Origin of the sequence: Bosea vaviloviae, assembly GCF_001741865.1 — a bacterium.
GTDB classification, from domain to species: Bacteria; Pseudomonadota; Alphaproteobacteria; order Rhizobiales; family Beijerinckiaceae; genus Allobosea; species Allobosea vaviloviae.
In genome coordinates, this window is the sequence record NZ_CP017147.1 from 108,142 (window position 1) to 126,085 (window position 17,944).

Annotated in this window: 18 protein-coding genes; 12 read left to right on the forward strand and 6 right to left on the reverse strand. The window is 66.8% G+C overall.

Going from position 1 to position 17,944, the window contains the following annotated elements:
• Position 1 precedes the first annotated feature (1 nt).
• The 3 genes from BHK69_RS00465 to BHK69_RS00475 all read left to right on the forward strand — a co-directional run bounded on the left by BHK69_RS00465 (position 2) and on the right by BHK69_RS00475 (position 2,760).
• Positions 2-877: a glucosamine kinase nucleotide-binding domain-containing protein gene (locus BHK69_RS00465; protein ID WP_069693247.1), complete on the forward strand. Its 876-nt coding sequence runs from the start codon at positions 2-4 to the stop codon at positions 875-877.
• Between the two features lie 222 nt (positions 878-1,099).
• Positions 1,100-1,993: an N-acetylmuramic acid 6-phosphate etherase gene (locus BHK69_RS00470; protein ID WP_069688397.1), complete on the forward strand. Its 894-nt coding sequence runs from the start codon at positions 1,100-1,102 to the stop codon at positions 1,991-1,993.
• Entirely contained in the window at positions 1,993-2,760 is a 768-nt protein-coding gene (locus BHK69_RS00475) for a GntR family transcriptional regulator (RefSeq protein WP_069688398.1), read from the forward strand. Before BHK69_RS00470 ends, BHK69_RS00475 begins: the two co-directional genes overlap by 1 nt.
• 6 nt (positions 2,761-2,766) lie before the next feature.
• Here BHK69_RS00475 and BHK69_RS00480 read toward each other — a convergent pair whose 3' ends face one another.
• Genes BHK69_RS00480 through BHK69_RS00490 form a run of 3 tightly spaced genes read right to left on the reverse strand, consistent with a single transcriptional unit; the run spans position 2,767 to position 5,029 of the window.
• Complete coding sequence (locus BHK69_RS00480) at positions 2,767-3,201, reverse strand: GNAT family N-acetyltransferase (RefSeq protein WP_069688399.1); 435 nt, start codon at positions 3,199-3,201, stop codon at positions 2,767-2,769.
• Positions 3,198-4,025 carry an ABC transporter permease gene (locus BHK69_RS00485; protein WP_069693248.1) on the reverse strand — a complete coding sequence of 276 codons (828 nt, stop codon included), beginning with the start codon at positions 4,023-4,025 and terminating at the stop codon, positions 3,198-3,200. Before BHK69_RS00485 ends, BHK69_RS00480 begins: the two co-directional genes overlap by 4 nt.
• Before the next feature lie 38 nt (positions 4,026-4,063).
• The gene (locus BHK69_RS00490; RefSeq protein WP_069688400.1) at positions 4,064-5,029 is read right to left on the reverse strand and encodes an ABC transporter permease; all 966 of its coding nucleotides are present in this window, start codon (positions 5,027-5,029) and stop codon (positions 4,064-4,066) included.
• A gap of 606 nt (positions 5,030-5,635) precedes the next feature.
• On the opposite strand from BHK69_RS00490, the gene BHK69_RS32505 reads away from it, so the two are divergent.
• Together BHK69_RS32505 and BHK69_RS00500 are read left to right on the forward strand one after the other, a co-directional pair.
• Positions 5,636-5,917, forward strand: a complete 282-nt coding sequence (locus tag BHK69_RS32505) for a multiubiquitin domain-containing protein (protein WP_069688401.1) — start codon at positions 5,636-5,638, stop codon at positions 5,915-5,917.
• Entirely contained in the window at positions 5,914-7,416 is a 1,503-nt protein-coding gene (locus BHK69_RS00500; RefSeq protein WP_069688402.1) for a ThiF family adenylyltransferase, read from the forward strand. The genes BHK69_RS32505 and BHK69_RS00500 overlap by 4 nt, the downstream gene beginning before the upstream one ends.
• 28 nt (positions 7,417-7,444) lie before the next feature.
• Here the strand turns inward: BHK69_RS00500 and BHK69_RS00505 are convergent, their stop codons facing one another.
• Positions 7,445-8,293, reverse strand: coding sequence for a GntR family transcriptional regulator (locus BHK69_RS00505; RefSeq protein WP_083269761.1), 849 nt, complete (start codon positions 8,291-8,293; stop codon positions 7,445-7,447).
• 291 nt (positions 8,294-8,584) lie between these two features.
• Positions 8,585-9,619 (reverse strand): IolE/MocC family protein, encoded by a 1,035-nt coding sequence (locus tag BHK69_RS00510; RefSeq protein WP_069688403.1) that lies wholly within the window; start codon positions 9,617-9,619, stop codon positions 8,585-8,587.
• 388 nt (positions 9,620-10,007) lie between these two features.
• Between BHK69_RS00510 and BHK69_RS00515 the strand changes: the two genes are divergently transcribed.
• The 6 genes from BHK69_RS00515 (at position 10,008) to BHK69_RS00540 (ending at position 16,383) form a co-directional block, all read left to right on the forward strand.
• Positions 10,008-11,252: an acyl-CoA dehydrogenase family protein gene (locus BHK69_RS00515; protein WP_069688404.1), complete on the forward strand. Its 1,245-nt coding sequence runs from the start codon at positions 10,008-10,010 to the stop codon at positions 11,250-11,252.
• A gap of 157 nt (positions 11,253-11,409) precedes the next feature.
• Complete coding sequence (locus BHK69_RS00520; protein ID WP_069688405.1) at positions 11,410-12,459, forward strand: DegT/DnrJ/EryC1/StrS family aminotransferase; 1,050 nt, start codon at positions 11,410-11,412, stop codon at positions 12,457-12,459.
• Positions 12,460-12,608: 149 nt separating this feature from the next.
• Positions 12,609-13,754 carry a radical SAM protein gene (locus BHK69_RS00525; protein WP_069688406.1) on the forward strand — a complete coding sequence of 382 codons (1,146 nt, stop codon included), beginning with the start codon at positions 12,609-12,611 and terminating at the stop codon, positions 13,752-13,754.
• Positions 13,755-13,832: 78 nt separating this feature from the next.
• A complete protein-coding gene (locus BHK69_RS00530; protein WP_069688407.1) occupies positions 13,833-14,972 on the forward strand; it encodes an anhydro-N-acetylmuramic acid kinase in 1,140 nt (379 codons plus the stop codon).
• A gap of 53 nt (positions 14,973-15,025) precedes the next feature.
• Positions 15,026-15,496 carry a SufE family protein gene (locus BHK69_RS00535; protein WP_083269031.1) on the forward strand — a complete coding sequence of 157 codons (471 nt, stop codon included), beginning with the start codon at positions 15,026-15,028 and terminating at the stop codon, positions 15,494-15,496.
• A gap of 41 nt (positions 15,497-15,537) precedes the next feature.
• A complete protein-coding gene (locus BHK69_RS00540) occupies positions 15,538-16,383 on the forward strand; it encodes a HesA/MoeB/ThiF family protein (protein ID WP_069688408.1) in 846 nt (281 codons plus the stop codon).
• Here the strand turns inward: BHK69_RS00540 and moaD are convergent.
• Entirely contained in the window at positions 16,311-16,562 is a 252-nt protein-coding gene (moaD, locus tag BHK69_RS00545; RefSeq protein ID WP_069693251.1) for a molybdopterin converting factor subunit 1, read from the reverse strand. The genes BHK69_RS00540 and moaD overlap by 73 nt on opposite strands.
• Before the next feature lie 125 nt (positions 16,563-16,687).
• Here moaD and BHK69_RS00550 point away from each other — a divergent pair, with 125 nt between their 5' ends.
• Complete coding sequence (locus BHK69_RS00550) at positions 16,688-17,878, forward strand: CaiB/BaiF CoA transferase family protein (RefSeq protein WP_069688409.1); 1,191 nt, start codon at positions 16,688-16,690, stop codon at positions 17,876-17,878.
• Positions 17,879-17,944 lie beyond the last annotated feature (66 nt).

The following is a 17,944-nucleotide window of genomic DNA, read 5'->3' on the forward strand; positions in this document are numbered from 1 at the left end:
GGTGTCGGGGCAAGCGCGTCATTATCTGGGCGTCGATGGCGGCGGCACGGGCTGCCGTGCGCGGCTTGAGACAGAAACGGGCGAGGTGCTCGGCCAGGGTCTTTCCGGTCCGGCGGCGACGCGGTTCGGCATCGACAAGGCCTGGGCCTCGATTATGACGGCAGTCGAGGCCGCCCTGGAGGAGGCCGGTATTGCCGGTGAGGCGCGTGGCGCCATCCGCGCCGGCATCGGGCTTGCGGGGCTCGGCCGCAAGGGCGCGCTGGAGGCTCTGCAGGCCCTGCCCCACCCCTTCGCCGGCATCGCTTTCACCAGCGACGGCTTCGCCGCCTGCCTCGGCGCGCATTCCGGCCAGGACGGCGCGATCGTGATCGCCGGCACGGGCTCGATGGGGATCGGCCGCGTCGAAGGGCGCGAGCTGCGTGTCGGCGGCTATGGCTTCCCGATTTCGGACGAAGGCAGCGGCGCCGATCTCGGCCTGCAAGCCGTCAGGCTCGCCTTGCGGGCCCATGACGGCCGCCATGAACGCACCGCTTTGCTCGGCGAAGTGATGCAGCGCTTCCAGAACGAGCCGGCGGAAGCCGTCGCCTGGATGGACCGCGCCACGGCGACGGACTACGCGACCTTCGCTCCCCTGGTGATGCGCCATGCCAATCAGGGCGACGCAGCCGGCCGGCGCATCGTCCAGAGCGCGGCCGAGCAGATCGACGGGCTCGTGCGCGCCTTGTTCGACCAGGGCGCGCCGCGCGTCACACTGCTCGGCGGCCTGTCGAGCGCGATCGAACCCTGGCTCTCGCCCGATGTCCGCCATCGCCTCAAGCCCGCCGACGGCGATGCAGTCTCGGGCGCGATCATCCTGGCGCGGACGCTGGCCGCCTAGAGATTGTTATGGACTCCGGGGACGCCTTCGCCAGCGCGTCCATGCCGGTCAGCGGCGCCATGCCGAGGCAGGCGGCGACGAAGGGAAACCGTGCGATCCGGCTGTCCCTGGCGATGCGTCAGACCCGGCTGGAGCGGATTGGCGATTGCGATCGCTTGGACTAATTGGTATCTCTGAATTCGTAAAAGGCATTTAACTGGTATCTTGAGAGCTTGCCGCAAAATGGCGACCGAAGACGTCGATCCCCGATTCACCGATCTCGACGCCTGGCCCTTCGCCAGCGCCATGGAAGCGATGTGGGACGGCCAGATGGCCGCCGTCGCCGCCGTCCGCAGCGCCCTGCCCGCGCTGACCGCAGCAGCCGCTGCGGCAGCCGAAGTTCTCGGCGAGAGCGGGCGACTGGTCTATGTCGGAGCGGGCACCTCGGGCCGCGTTGCGGTGCAGGACGGCGCCGAATTGCCGCCGACCTTCGACTGGCCGCTCGAACGCATCGTCTTCGCCATGGCCGGCGGCCAGGACGCATTGATCTCCAGCGTCGAAGGCGCCGAGGACGACACCGCCGACGGCATCCGGCGCATGGAAGAAGCGCGGATCGGCCCTGCCGATGTGGTGATCGGAGTAGCGGCCAGCGGCACGACGCCCTTTACCGTCGCGGCGGTCCAGCGCGCGACGGAGCGCGGTGCGGTGACGATCGGCATCGCCAACAATGCCGGCGCGCCATTGCTGGCGGCGGCGCGGTTTCCGGTGCTGGTCGAGACCGGCAGCGAATTGATCGCGGGCTCGACCCGGATGAAGGCCGGCACCGCCCAGAAGGTCGTGCTCAATCTGATCTCGACCGGCATCATGCTCCGGCTCGGCCGCGTCTATCGCGGCATGATGGTCAATATGCGCACCGCCAATGCCAAGCTGAAGCTGCGGGCGCAGCAGATGGTTGCGCGCATCGCCGGCTGCGATGTCGAGGAGGCGGCGGCTGCGCTGCAGATCACGCATGGCGACATCAAGCTCGCGACGCTGGTCGTGCTCGGCTATGCGCCCGAGGCGGCGGCCGGGATTCTCGCGCGCAGCGGCGGCAATCTGCGCGTCGCGCTCTCCGATATCGCCGACGGGACGCTCTGATGCTGCGCATCACCAAGGGCCAACTCATCGAGGCGAGCCCGACGCCGCTCTATCTGCAACTGGCCGAATTGATCCGCGCCCAGGTCCGCGACGGCGCGATCAAGACTGGCGACGCGCTGCCCTCGGAGCGCGAATTATCGGACGCGATCGGGATTTCGCGTGTCACCGTGCGCAAATCGCTGGATGTGCTGCTGCGGGAGGGCCTGCTCTCGCGCAAGCATGGTTCGGGCACCTATATCGCGCCGCGCATCGAACAGCCGGCAGCGCTGCTCGCCGGGTTCTCGGCCGACATGGCGATCCGCGGCCATGCTGCGGGCTCGATCTGGGTGGAGAAGGCGACCGGCCTGCCCACACCCGACGAGGCCATGGCGCTGGCGCTCTCGCTCGACCAACCCGTGCACCGCCTGACGCGCGTGCGCACCGCCGATGACGAGCCCCTCGCGATCGAGCGCGCCGTCATCCCCGCGCGTCATCTGCCCTCGCTCGACGAGGTCGGCATCTCGCTCTACGCCGCGCTGGAGGCGCGCGGCGCCAAGCCCGTGCGCGGCCTGCAGCGCCTGCAAGCCTCGCTCGCGACTGCACCCGAGGCGAAACTGCTATCCGTGCCGGTAGGCGCCGCCATCCTGCGGATCGAGCGCCGCGGCTTCCTGCCCAATGGCACGCCGGTCGAGTTCACCCGCTCGGCCTATCGCGGCGACCGCTACGATTTCGTCGTCGAGGTGCGCGAATTGCGCAGCGAGGGCGGCAAGGTCGAGAGCGGGACCTGACAGCGGTCAGGTCCGCTCGTAGCGAACGAAATCGCACTCCGCCCCGGCGAAAGGCCGGGAATAGCGCGCGACGACGCGCCAGCCTGCGCGCTCATAGAAGCGTCGCGCGGCCAGGTTGACCGCGAAGGTTTCGAGCGACCGCGCACCCCGATCCTGCACGTCGCCAAGCAACCTCGCCCCGACGCCCCTGCCCTGCGCGCTGCGATCGACGAAGAACATGTCGACATGCCCATCCGTGACCAGCGCGAAGCCAAGCGGAACGGCATCCGCAACGATCCTGACGCGCGGCCAGGCCTCGCTGAAGCGTGCCCGGAAATGCGCCTCGTCGAAGGGCGCCCAGTCGCAATCCGGCAAGAGCGACGCGAAGACCGCGCGATAATTGTCGAGCGCCACTGCGGTCAGCCAGGCGACATCGTCGGTGGTAGCGTCGCGGCAGATCACTGTTCGCCTCGCAGGCGCGGATCGAGCGTGTCGCGCAGGACATCGCCGAGCAGGTTGAGCGCGAAGGCCAGGATCAGGATCGCGACCCCTGAGAACACCGCGCTCCAGGGCGAGAGCAGCAGCACATTGCGCCCCTCCGACAGCATGGTGCCCAGCGACGGCGCCGGAGGCTGCGTGCCGAGCCCGAGGAAGGACAGGGACGCCTCGACCAGGATCGCGGCCGAGAGCAACAGGCTCGTCTGCACCAGCAGCACGCTCGCCAGGTTGGGCAGCATGTGGACGAAGATGATGCGCGCGTCGGAGGCCCCGATCGCACGCGCATTCATCACGAAATCGCTCTCGGCCACGACCAGCGCCGGCCCGCGCAGCAAGCGCGCGAAGATCGGCGTGTAGACCACCGCGATCGCGATCGCGGTCGGGCCGGAACCCGGACCCAGCATCGCGATGACGCCGATAGCGAGCAGGATCACCGGGAAGGCGAAGAGCACATCCATGCAGCGCATGACGATGCGCTCGGTCCAGCCGCGATAATAGGCCGCGACGAGGCCAAGCGTGCCGCCGATCAGGAGCGCAACGATCACCGCCGCAGCCGAGATGCCCAGCGAAGCGCGCAGGCCGTGGATCAATCGCGACAGCAGATCGCGGCCGAACTGGTCGGCGCCAAGCCAATGCGCCGCGCTCGGGCCCTTCAACCGGGCCAGGATGTCCTGCGCCAGCGGATCGTAAGGTGAGATCCAGGGTGCCAGCACCGCGACGAGGACGAGCCCAATCACGGCGCTCGCCGCTACGATCAGCAGCTTTGGCGTCTTGCCTGTCTTTGGCATCTTGCCTGTCTTTGGCGTCTTGCCGGCCATGGCGGCGCTCACAGCCGCACGCGCGGGTCGATCAGCACATACAGCAGATCGACCACGAAATTGACGAGCACGAAGGCGAAGGTGACGACGAGGATGGTCGCCTGCACCAGCGGATAATTGCGTTCGGCGATGGCCCCCAGGATCAATCGCCCGAGGCCCGGAATGGCAAAGACCTGCTCCACCACGATGGCGCCGCCGAGCAGATAGCCGGTCATGATGCCCGCGCTGGTCACGAACGGGATCAGCGCATTGCGCAGCGCATGCCGGTACAGGATGCGCCGCTCCGGCAGGCCCTTGGCGCGGGCGGTGCGGACATAGTCCTGCTGCAGCGCGTCGAGCATGGCCGAGCGCACCAGGCGGGAGAGATTGGCCAGGATCGGCAGGGCCAGCGCCACCGCCGGCAGCAGCAGCTTTGCGATATTGCCGAGCGGGTCTTCGCTGAACGGGACATAGCCGAGAAGCTGCCAGTCCGGCGCCAGCGTCGTCAGCGCCAGGATCATCATGATGCCGAGCCAGAAGGAGGGGATGGTGAGCCCCGCCACCGAGCCTACCCGCAAGGCGGTATCCCAGGCCTTGCCGCGCAAGCGCGCCATCAGCACGCCCAGCGGCAGCGACAGGCCGGCTCCCACGATCAGCGCCAGCATGGTGAGCTGGATCGTCGGCCACATATGGCCCGTGATCTCCTCGGAGACCGGCCGCCTCGTCCACAGCGACACGCCGAGATCGCCCGTCAGCACGCCGCCGAGCCAGCTGAAATACTGCAGCACCACCGGCTGATCGAGCCCGATCCGGCTGCGCAGCGCCGCGACCCGATCGGGCGTCACCTCGGTATTGGCGCCCAGCATGATCGCGACCGCGTCGCCCGGGATCAGCCGGATCATCAGGAAGGTCAGCACCGACACGCCAAACAAGACGACGGCGAGATCAAGCGCGCGGTTGGCAAGGAAGCGGTTGGCAAGGAAAGAGCTGCGCATGACGCGGTTTGACTGACCTGGTTTCGACTGCAAGCGCGGATGGAGACTGCCCGTGCATCGGGCGGACGATGCCAGCGTCCATCTGGTTCTGAATTGGTAATCTTCGATAATACCAATTGCAAGCCACTTACGCCGATACTCGCCCGCAGCTCCGAAATCCTCAGGGGCGTCGGCAGGAAATAGCACGCCCGCAATCGCATCGCCGGCGTCAACGACAGCCCATGCCGCATATCGATCCATGGCCAGCAGCCCGTGCTGCCGCCATCGACGCAAAGAGGGCGCTTCACGAGCCCTGAGTGGAATTACCTCTGCCGCGCCGATCGTTCAATGCTTCCATCGCGGATTGGGCTGCCCTTAACGATGATCCGGTCCATCCTTGACTATCTACCCCAAGCTGCGGCTATCTGGTTTCATATTGGTATTGCTGCAGGCAATCGTACCGATGATTTCGCCTTGCCTCGCCGCAGGTATTCGCGAGCGGCCGCTGTGCCGCACGCAAGCGCTCGAACCCATAAGTTTGAACCCAAGGCTTTCCCAAACCCAAGGCTTACCAAACCCAAGGCTTTACCGAACCAAAGGCTTTGCAGCATCCCCAGGAGGCAAGCGATGAGCAGCACGACAAGCCCCGCCAGCGATGAGACGACGTCCAGCGCCGTCGTCATCTTCGTCAATCGCAGGCGGTTCGAGGTCAAGCCGGGAGTGACAGGCGCCGGCATCGCCGCCCTGCTCGGGGTGCCGGCGGAGAACGCTGTGGTCGAGATCGAGGCGGGCGATGGCGAACCCACCGAGTTGGTGCTGGATGCGCCCGTCGCGCTCGCACCTGGCCAGCAATTCCTGGTTACGCGCCAATATGTGATGGGCGGATCGCCGGCCGGAGACGGCGCGTGAACGCCCTCCATCGCATGGCGGAGCCGACGGCGCTGTTGCGCTTCGCCTCGCCGGAGTTCGACCTCCTAGAGGGCCTCGTCTTCCGACGCTATCCGCGCAAGGAATGGGCGAGTTTCGCGCGTTTCGGCTGGCGCGAGACGCCGGAGGGACTCGTCGTGACCCTGGCTGCGCTCGACGAGCCGGCTGAGGGCGATCTCGACGACGGCGTCGCGGATGTGAAGATCACGGCCGCCTATTCGCGGCGGATCGCGCTCGCAGCGGAGCGGCATGCGCTTGGCGTCGGCATCATCCACTCGCATCCCGAAGGCGCTCCGCCCCGGCCAAGCTCCATCGACGATGAGATGGATCGTTATTACGCGGAGTATTTTGCCGATTTCGCGCCGGGCCGCCCCTATGTCAGCATCATCATGTCAGAGCTCGCAGGCGACACCGGCAAGGAGATCGCGGTCTCGGGCCGGATCTTCCACGGCGGCGTCTGGCGGCAGGCGACACGCGTGGCGGCGGCGCGCCGGCCCGACGTCGTCGCCTGGCCGCGTGGCGAGCGCCCACCCGCCCCTCCGATACCGCCCGAGCGCGTGGCCCGGCTTACCAGCGCATTCGGCAAGGAGGCCTATCAGCGGCTTCAGCGCGCGACCGTGGCGCTGATCGGCGCCGGGGGCACCGGCTCGGCCGCGATCCCGATCCTGGCGCGCGCCGGGGTCGGACGCCTGATCGTGATCGATTCCGACCATGCCAGCGAATCCAATCTGGAAAGACTGCATGGCAGCGTGCCGCAGGACGCGGCGGATGCGGTGCCCAAGGTCACGATCGCGCGTCGCCATGTCGCCGGCATGTCGCCCGACGTGATCGTCGAGACCTGGATCGGCCGGCTGCCCCAACCCGAGATCATCGACGCCGTGATCCAGGCCGATGTCCTGATGGGCTGCACCGACCAGCATACGAGCCGGCTCGCAGTTTCCGACATCGCGCGGCGCTACGCCATGCCGGCGCTCGACATCGGCGGGTTGATCGAAGGCGCGAACGGGGTGGTCACGGGGCAGATCGTCCAACTCGTCCGCTTCCTCCCGGAAGATCCCTGCCCGCAGTGCCGGGGCATGATAAACCCGACCCGTTTCCGACAGGAGATGATGTCGACCGACGAGCGCGAGGCTGCCAAGGCCGAGGCTGAGGCTGCCGTCGCGCGCGGCGAGCGGCCAGACCCGATCGCCGGCGCGATCCCACAGATCGACACGGTGGGCTACATCACCACGACGGCGGGAACGCTGGCGGCGGGCTTCGTCATCGGCTGGCTGACCGGGCGCTTCGATCCTAAATTCGAGCGCCTCCAGCTCGATCTCGTGGCCGAATGCCTCGGCGCCGTCGACCGTCCGCAGCGCCGCAAGGACGATTGCGTCTGCGGCCGGGTGCGCGGCTTCGCCGATCAGGCTGCAGACACGGCTCCCTTCCAGCCGCCGGTCCATTGGGAGCCGGCCCGAAAGATCGTGGCGGAAAAAGTCTAGGGCAAGGTGGCTTTACGCGAACCTTGCGTCAGACCCCCTCGCCCTCGCCATTGGCCTCGCTCGGGCTGGAACGCAGCGTCGCGACGAAATCATAGCGGTCGCCGCGATAGGCAGAGATGGTGAACTCGATGGGGCGGCCATTGGCAAGGAAGGCGCGGCGCTCGATCCGGAGCACGGCGCTGCCGGGCGGGATCATCAGCAGCTTGGCTTCCTGCGTGGTGGCGAGCGAAGCGTGCAGACGCTGCACGCCCCGCGCCGGCCGGCAACCAGCGGTCGCGAGCGCCGCATAGAGCGAATCCCCCACCAGATCCGGCGAGGACAGCAAAGAGGCGGGCACAGCCGCGATCTCGATGGCCAGCGGTTCGTTCTCGGCCGTGCGGACCCGGGAGAGGCGCAGCACGGACTCGCCGGGATCCAGGCCCAGCGCCAGCGCCTCGCTGGAGGAGACCCGCGCGATCTCTTTGGAGAGCCAGGTCGAGCCGGCTCGGCGCCCGCGCGAGGACATCTCCTCGGTGAAGCTCGCCAGCACGGAGAGAGGCTGCTCGATGCGGCGGGTGACATAGGTGCCCGAGCCTTGCCGCCGTGTCAGGATGCCCTCCCGCAGCAGCACCTCGATGGCGCGGCGCACCGTGATACGCGCGAAATTGGTCCAGGCCGCGAGGTCGCGCTCCGACGCCAGCGCCTCGTCGGCGCGAAAGACGTCGCGCTGGATCAGGTAGCGAAGGGCCGAGGCGAGCTGCAGATAGCGCGGTGTAGCGCCTTCGGGGTTGAGTGCCGCGAGGAGCTCCGTCCGCACATTGCGCCGGACGGCATCGCCCGCTTCAGATGCTTGTTCGGCGACCGTCGACCGGGCGCGATTCGACGGCTGTTTCGTCATCATCCGTTCGTCTGTCAGGTCCGCGCTACGCGAAGCGCACCAGAACTCGGCCGCAGCGTCTCGCGACGGGTGCTGCTGCGCCGGGAGCCGACACGCTCCACCCCGCCAGTGCTTGAAAAGCCTCAGGGGCCGCAGACCGAGATTATGCCAGACGAAATTACTTTAACATCGATTCATTCCGCGAATACGCCCTTATCCAAAGGCGAAGCTTCCCGTGCGGGCCGGCGTGGGCGGAACCTCGACGCGTGACATGCCGGTCCCGCTTCGTGCGAGTGACCGGCATCAGGGGCTTCAGACCGCCGGCGCCTGGCCGAACAGCGCCGCGAGCCGCTCGAGCGAGCGGAGCTGGGCGCCGTTGTCGACATGCGTTTCACCGGCTCCCGGCTCGACCTCCAAGACAAGCGTCGGCGTCCCCTGTCCCAGCCGCTCCGGCAGCCGCGTGAAAGGCAGATTGCCCGTACCGATTTCCAGCCCCTCGCTGACGATGCCCTCGACGAGACGCGGCTCAGGCAGGTTCGGCTCTGCAAGTTCGGCCGCGTCAAGCAGGCAGGCATCCGAGATATGAAGATAGCTCATCGCGGGATCGACGAAATCGAAGGGCGCCAGCCATTCCGCCTGATCGAGATCGTCCGGCGTGATCCAGGCGAAACGCGGATCGTCCGCCGTCTCGGTGAAGTGCAGCTTGCGGCGGTTGAACAGATTGGCCGAGAGCGTGGCATGCGCCACGTCGACGAAGGGCTCGACATTGGCCAGCCCTTCCTGCGCGCAGAAGCGGCGGAAGGCGCTGATCTCCCAGGGAAAGAAATGGTCGAGCGGTCCGCTGAGGTAATTCCGGCCGTCGCGCGGCAAGAGCGAGTAGTGCCCGATATTCTCGACCAGCAGCCTGATTTCGGGCGCGAGACGGGCAAGGTCACGGATGATGGCATTAAAGCGCCTGATCGCCTCCGGCTTCGAGAATGCGCGGGGCGGGCCATCCCCGAAAACCAGGTCGAAATAGCGATGGATCACGACCGCCTCGGCACCGATCTCCGCCGCGAAGGCAATCGCCCTCTGGCATTGGCCCGCGTCGAAATCGACCTGCGTCACCACGGGCACCTGCTGCACGGGCACATGCACGATCAAGCGCTCGACCGCATGGTGCTCCCGGAGCCGGGCCACCGTCGCGCGCGAGGCGGCCAGGCCCGCAGCCGTGTCGATGTCGCGCGCGCCGAAGGTATGCAGCTCCAGCACGATGGGTCGGCCGGCGCGGGCAAGCCATGCGGCGCGCGCCTCCAGTTGAGCGGGATCGGCCAGCGCGGCCTTCAGGGCGAAAACGGCGTTGGTCATCGACCCTCCCGGAGCGATCTCGACGCGGTCGAGCAGACACCGCTTGTGCCGGAGCGACCGCCGGATTCATGCCTGCGGCCGCGCCGCTCCGATTCAGGATGGCGTTCTCTTTCCCGCCACGCAATAGACAGATTGGTACAGGATAGGTATTGCTCTTGAGAGGGTTCTCGCCGACGTTTATGACGGCTTTCTGCCGCTGGATGTCCGCCGGGAATTCAGCGTAAGATCTCAAATGTTCCCATTTTGGTCACCTCAGAAGCTGAACAGTCCAATTCTACCGATATTATTCGATATTTTATCCATCGTTAGACGGCCCCGCCGCTTGCCAGCACGCCGCAGGTGAATGCGAAGAGAAATTCGAATTGGTCCTATCTCAGGGAGTGTGACCATGCAGAATGCTAGCGTATTTCGATCATTCTCCGCCCCGCCCAGCGCCGCGACGGAGGAGTCTCGTGCTGCAGCGCTGACGCGGGCCCGGACGCTGATCCCCCTGCTGCGCAGCAAGGCCGGGGACGGGGATCGCGATGCACGGCTCTCGCCGATCGTCATGGACGCGATGCGTTCGGCCGGGCTGTTCCGGTTGCTGCAGCCGCTGCGTTATGGCGGGCCGGAACTCGAGCCGGAGAGCTTCTTCGTCATCCAGGCAGCGCTCGCCGAAGGCGACATGTCTGCCGGCTGGCTGCAGGGCGTGATGGGAGTGCTCGCCTTCCACCTCGCATTGTTCGACGAACGCGCGCAGGACGATGTCTGGGGCGAGGATCCCGACGCTCTCCTCGCCTGCAGCTACATGCCGACAGGCAAGGCGACGCCGGTCGGCGGCGGCTTCCAGCTCAGCGGACGCTGGGGCTTCGCCAGCGGCTCCGACTATTGCGACTGGCTGATGCTCGCCGGCAGTGTCAGCCCGGAGACGGCCGGACAGGAAGCGGGCGCGCCAGGTGCGCCGCCGGATTTGCGCGTCTTCCTCGTGCCCCGCGCCGACGCCCTCGTGCATGACAACTGGGACACCACGGGGCTGCGCGGCACCGGCAGCCAGGATGTCACGGTGGAGAGCATCTTCGTTCCCGAGCACCGCACGCACCGGCATGTCGACCGCTTCCTCGGCACCAGCCCAGGGCTCGCGATCAACACGGCCCCACTCTACCGGCTGCCGCTGCCGCAACTGCTGTTCCGCACCATCACCATGCCGGCCGTGGGGGCACTGCGCGGATTCCTCGACGCCTTCCTCGATCATAGCCGCGCCCGCGTCGCCGTCACCGGCCAGGCCGTGGCGCGCGATCCGGTGGCCCAGCTCATCGTCGCCGAGGTCGAGGCTTCGCTCGACGAGATCACCGTCATGATGGGGCGCAACTTCGCACGGCTGACGGATTATGCCCGTCGCGGCGAGCAGGCGCCGATCCCGCAGCGCATGGTCTACCGCCTGCAGGCGACGATGGCGGCCGAACGCTGCACCTTGCTTGCCGCGCGGCTGTTCAAGGCCTGCGGCGCCTCCGGGCTGGCGAAGAGCCATCCTTTCGGGCGGTATCTCGCCGATATCGCCGCCGCACGTCAGCATGCGGCTAATCAAAACGAAGCTCAGGGGCGCGCGCTTGGCGCATTGATGCTTGGCGTCGGCGCAGAAGATACAGTATTATAGCCTATTTTATGGAATAGTATCCGTAAAATTACTATAATAACCTGATTGACTACTACCATAGATTCGTATTCTCTTCAGATTACAACTGCAGAAAATTGGTGAATTCGAGAACCTGACGCCTCCAAGCGTCATCGATCAACACCGGAGCGCACAGCCCATGTCCGTCGCCACGCCGCCGCCAATGCCCTTCACCGTCGGCTTCGACGACCGCGACGAGGACGAGGTCATGGCGCGCTGGCGCAAGGTGCTGCGCTCGCAACGCTGGAGCCATGGCGAACAGATCGAGGAGTTCGAAGCGCTATGGCGGGACTGGAACGGCCTCGCCGCCGTCGCTTTCGACAACTGGGCCGGGGCCGCGTTGGCCGCGCTGGATTTCGTCGGCGTCGCCGGCGAGACGGTGTTGTGCCCGTCGAACACTTTCTTGGCGACGCCGCGCGCCTCCCAGCTCGCCGGCGCCGAAATCGTGTTCTACGACTGCAACCGCGAGGATCTCTGCGGCTCCTATGACGATTTCGTCGCCAAGGCCGAGATGGTGAAGCCCAAGCTCGCCTGGATCGTTCATATCGGCGGGCACATCGCTTTCGACATCGAGCGCATCGCCACCTATTGCCGCGAGAAAGGCATCGTCCTGTTCGAGGACTGCGCCCATGCCGCGGGCGCGGACTGGAACGGCCGCAAGCCCGGGAGCTGGGGCGAGGTTGGCCTCTACTCCTTCTATGCCACCAAGACGATCTCCACGGCCGAAGGCGGCATCGCCGTCAGCACCAATGACGAGATGGTGCGGCATCTGCGCAGCTACCGCGATTACGGGCGCGGCTCGCGCTACAAGGTGCGCAGCCTCAATCACCGTCTGGATGAGTTCCGGGCCGCGCTGGGCGTGGTGCAGACCCGGCGCCTCGGCGAGATCGTGGCCTGGAAGCAGGCCTATGCCCGCGACGTGCTGGACCCGCTCCACCCCAACCGCGTGCGCCTGCCCGCCGGCATGTCGAGCGGCTTCTACAAATACATCGTCTTCGATGAGATCCCGGTCTCGACCGGCAAGGTCTACGAATTGCCGTGCCATCGCATATTCGGTCAGGACGTCTCGCTGCCGAACACGGAATGGGCCGCCGCGAACCATTGGTGCGTGCCGATCTATTACCCGCGCGAGGGTGGTTTGCCGGCACAGGACGAGACGAAATTTCTCCGGATGGGGGCTCCGGCTTGAGCCTCCGGCGCGGTGGATCGTTTGACGTAGTGGTATTAGTTTGATACTAAAGTGGTCCTATTAGAAGACGCGAAAAACAATCTCTCCCGGCTGTCGAGGCGGCGTCCGCGTGACGCGTCGCGAGGCCATGATCAAACGCGGAATGGAGGTTGACCGGCGCAGCGAGCGCCGTGGTGGGGCGTTTCGAGGTTGCACAGGGTTGGCCGCTGCAGGGCGGCAAGTATTTCTGCCGTCACAAGTATTTCTGCCGTCAAGAGCAGGCCTGGCGCATGCGCCAGGCGGAAGGCAGGTCGGCCATGGCAACCGTGCAAAGGCAATTCAACCCGGAGGCCAAGCCTATGCTGCATGCAAACACCGCCCAGGGGGCCGCTCCTTCGCCCGTCTGGCTCTGGCTCGATCCGACGACACGCTGCAATCTGGCGTGTCGCCTTTGCTACACCAAGGAAAGTCACGGCAAGCTCGACCTCGATCCGGCCGATCTGGAGCAGGCGCTGATCAAACTCAAGGATTCACCAGCGCTCGAGGTGAAGACCATCCACCTGAACTGGCGCGGCGAGCCCTTGATGAACAACCGTTTCCACGAGCTGCTGGCGGTCACGCGCGACATCATGCCGGACGTCCAGCTGCAATGGCACACCAACGGCACGATGCTGACCAGGAAGCGGGCGCGGCAGCTGCTCGAAGTGAAGCACCGGCACAAGATTTTCGTCTCGATCGACGGCGGCAACGCGCTGTCTCACGATCTCAACCGCGGCGAGGGTACGTTCCTGCGCACGCTGCGTGGGCTCGAGATCTTGCTCGAGGAGGCGGCGGGCGACGAGCACGTCAAGGTCGGTGTTTACCAGATCGATCTCGGCGAGCCGATCGAGAGCTATGATCCGGCTTTCCTGCGCCTGCTCGAACGCGTCGACGACCACGTCAAGGTCACGCCGCTGCTGCCCGGCGGCGCGCATCACGACGTCGCCTCCCTGTCGGATCTCGAAAGCGACGAGAAGCTGCACCAGCGCATGATGCAGGACGTCAACCCCAAATTGCCCGTGCCGAGCGGTGCCTGCTTCTGGGCCGGTCATGTCATGTGCCTGGCGCCGGACGGCAAGGTTTCGATCTGCATCATCAGCCACGGCCAGCACGGCGTGATCGGCAATCTCTTCGAGGAGAGCGCCGAGCAGGTGCTGGAGCGCGGCCTGGCCTTCCGCGACCGCATGGAAACGCAGGGCCGCTGCAGCGTCGGCCATTGCAAGACCTGCCGGAAGCCGGTGGGTCAGGTCTACGCCAAGCACCGCCTGGCCGCCTGAGGCGATGAACCGTGATGCGCGCCGCGCTGAATTGACTATGAATCACCAGGATCTGGGGACGGAAAGGGAGTGCGACGCATGAAGCCGGTTTGGGCTATCGGGTTAATGACCGGGACAGTTCTCGACGGGATGATCGACGTCGCGTCGATCCGCACCGATGGAGAGAATGTGGCGGAGTTCGGCCACTGGAAGCTGGCTCCGTACAAGACCGACATCCGTGCCCTGCTCGCGGCCGCGGTCGAGGCGGCGCTGGCCTGGCGCTTCGAAGGGCCGGAGCCCGCCATCTTCGCCGAAGCCGAGGCGGCATTGACCCGGGCGCAGTCCGAGGCGGTGGCCGATTTCATGGCGGAGGCCGGCCTGACGCCGTCCGATGTCGCAGCTGTCGGCTTCCACGGGCAGACAGTGCTGCACCGCGCGCCCGAGCCCGGCCGGCATGGCGACACACGCCAACTCGGCGACGGGCGCCTGATGGCCGATAGGCTCGGCGTCGATGTCGTCTACGATTTCCGCACCGCCGACATGCGCGCCGGCGGCCATGGCGCGCCGCTCTCGGCGAGCTATCACGTCGCGCTGCTGCGCGGCATCAATGCGGGGCCCGAAACTGCCGCGCTGAACCTCGGCGGGGTCGGTAACATCACCTGGTGGGCCGGTGGCGAGGAGTTCCACGCCTTCGACACCGGGCCGGCCAACGGACCGATCAACGACTGGATCATGCGCCACGGCAAGGGCGAGATGGATGTCGACGGAGCACTGGCGCTCAGCGGCACGGTCGATGAGGAGCGGCTCGCCCGCTTGCTCGACCACCCCTACCTGACCGCGCCCTATCCGAAATCGCTCGACCGCTACGATTTCACCGCCGACATGGCCGAGGGGCTTTCGCTGGCAGACGGGGCAGCGACGCTGACCGCCTTCACCGCCGGCACGGTCGGGCGCTCGCTCGACCAGTTGCCGCAGCGGCCGACGAAGCTCATCGTCTGCGGCGGCGGGCGCAAGAACCCGGCGATCATGGCGGCGCTGCCGAAGCGTGCCGGGGCCGAGGTCGTTCCAGCCGAAGCGGTGGGCTTCCGCGGCGATGCGGTCGAGGCCGAATGCTTCGCCTATCTCGCGGTCCGCGCTTTGCGCGGCATGCCGTTGAGCTTTCCCCTCACCACCGGCGTCGCCGGGCCGATGACCGGAGGGCAGATCGCGACCCGCCCGGCCAGCGCCAGGCGGGCCTGAACCGGCCTGACCAAGCCGTCTGCACGACCAACGTCATCAAGCCGGAGTCGGCCATGACCATGCTCGACAGCCCGATCGAGGAACCCATTGCCGAAGTCGCGGCGCGACTCGAAGCCGAGTTCGCCGCCTTCGCGGATTTCACCGAGCGGGTCGGGCATGTGCTCAGCCTCGGCCGCCGCCTGCCGCGTCTGGCGCCGGAGGATTGCTGCGAGGACAACCGCGTCAAGGGCTGCCAGTCGCAGGTCTGGGTCGTGGCCGAGCATGACGCCGATCAGGACCGCATGCGGCTCGCGCTGGATTCCGATGCGGTGCTGATGCGCGGCCTGCTCGCCATGCTGCTCAGGCTCTATGGCGATCGGCGGCCGGACGAGATCCTGGCCTACTCGCCCGAGGTGGTCGAGCGGCTGCTCGTCGGCCGCAGCCTCGCGCCAAGTCGCGCCAACGGGCTGTATCTGGTGGTCAAGCGCATCAGGGCGGCCGCAGCGGCCGCGTCGGGCGGGCGTCAGATGGCCCACCAACCATGAGCGGCAGCGCGCCAGGATCGCATGCAAGGAGGAGCGCCGGAATGCCGATGCCCCAGACGCTGAGTCCCGAGGAGCTGCAATGGTATCGGCGGCAAACCGTGCTGCCGGAGATCGGCGTCTCCGGCCAGGAAAAGCTCAAGGCGGCCCGGGTCCTGGTGATCGGCGCCGGCGGGCTGGGCTCGCCGCTGCTGCTGTATCTCGCCGCGGCCGGCATCGGCACGCTGGGCATCGTCGATTTCGACTATGTCGAGATCTCCAACCTGCACCGGCAGATCCTGCATTCGGTCGAGCGGCTCGACATGCCCAAGACCGAGAGCGCCGAGAGGTCGCTGCGCGCGCTCAACCCGCATGTTGCGATCATCCGCCACGACATGCCCATCAGCGCGGAGAACGCGGCAGGGCTGGTGCGCGACTACGATATCGTCGCGGACGGCAGCGACAATTTCGCCACCCGGGACGCCGTGCATTCGGCCTGCCTTGCGGCACGGATCCCGCTGGTCAGCGCCGCGGTACAGCTCACCGACGGGCTGCTTACCACCTTCAAGGCCTATCTCGGCCGGCCGCACCCTTGCTACCGTTGCCTGTTCCCGGACGCGCCTCCGGCGGCGGTGACCCCGTCCTGCTCCGAAATCGGCGTGCTCGGCCCGGCGGTCGGCGCGCTCGGCTCGATGCAGGCCATCGAGGTGATCAAGGAGATCCTGGGCACGGGGCCGAGCCTTTCGGGCACGCTGATGATGTACGACGCCTGGCACTGCGCGCTCGACGCCATCGCCCTGCCGCGCCGGGCGGGTTGCCTGACCTGCGAAGCGATCGCTCAGCCGCCCGTCACCGGCGGGAACAGCCCAACCTCGTCATCGGAGGCAAGCTCGTGCGAATTCTCGACGTAACGGCGATTGACGGTGAAGCGCATGCTGCCGCGCGCGTCGGCAATCTCGGCCAGGGCCGGATAGCGCGCCGCAAGATGCCGCACGAGGTCGTCAACCGTCCGGCATTGCACCGGCAAGGCGATCTCCTCATTGGGGATGCCGGTCTTGGTGCGGAGCCAGGAGAAATAGGAAATTTTCATATGGATCTCCATTTCCAAGCGTAATAAATTCTGATAGCGATGATTATGTCAATACAATTCTCCTTCATCAAACTAATATCTACAGTATTTCTATGGAATCAGGCCAATAACTGAAGGATGAATTCATGTCGGCATCGCTTGACGGGGTAAAGGTAATCGACCTCTCGCGCTATATTGCCGGGCCGTTCTGCGGTCAGCTTCTGGGCGATCTCGGCGCCGATGTGGTGAAGGTCGAACGCATCGACGGCGGCGAGGAGGGCCGGCGCGTCGGCGAGACGGTGGAGGGAGACACGCTGTTCTTTCTCTCTGCCAACCGCAACAAGCGCGGCTTCGCCATCGATTTCCGCGACAAGGAGGGCCAGGCGCTGCTCCGGCAGCTCGCCGCTACCGCCGACATCCTGATCGAGAACTTCCGGCCCGGCACGATGGAGGCCATGGGGCTCGGCTGGGACGTGCTGAGCGCGCTGAATCCGCGCCTGATCATGGTGCGCATCTCAGGCTTCGGGCAGGAGGGGCCGCTCGCCCAGCATCCCTGCTTCGACGGCGCCGCCCAGGCTCAGTCCGGCGTCATGGCGATGACCGGACCGGCAGGCGGCGCGCCGACCATGGCGGGCGTCTTCGTCTGCGACTATTCGACCGCGCTCTACGGCGTTATCGGCACCCTCGCGGCGCTGCATGCGCGCGAGACCAGCGGCCGCGGCCAGGTCGTCGAGGCGACCCTGATGGATAGCGGCATGGCGCTGATGACCACGGCGATCCCGGAGCGCATCCTCTTCGGCCGCGAGCCGGAGCGCCTTGGCAACCGTGACCGCTACCTCTCGCCCTCGCACTGCTTCCGCAGCCGGGACGGCATCTGGATCTATATCGTTGCCGGCAACGACGTGCATTTCCCGCGGCTCGCCGCCGCGATGGGCCGGCCGGAGCTGGCGCAGGATGCGCGCTTCGCCACCTTCGTCGCCCGCAATGCCAATGTCGCCGAGCTGGAGGCGATCATCGATGCCTGGGCGGCCGAGCGCGATGGCGAAGCCGTTCTCGAGATCATCCACGCGGCCGACATCCCCTGCGAGCGCGTCGCCACCATCGCCGACGTCATCGCCAATCCGCAGGTGGTGCATCGCAAGCAGATCGTCGACGTGCCTCACCCGGTGATGGGTTCAGTGCCGTTCCAGGCGCCTGCGGTGCGGCTGCATGGCACGCCCACCGTCATTCGCCGCGGCGCGCCCGGCCTCGGCGAGCACGGCGCCGAGATCCTGTCGGACTGGCTCGGCATGAGCACCCCCGAGATCGAACGGTTGCAGGCGGCGGGGACGATCTGAGAGATCGATGAGCGCTGGAGCTCGGTACGGACTCCGGCCAACCGAAGCAGCGGCTTTGCCCGATGC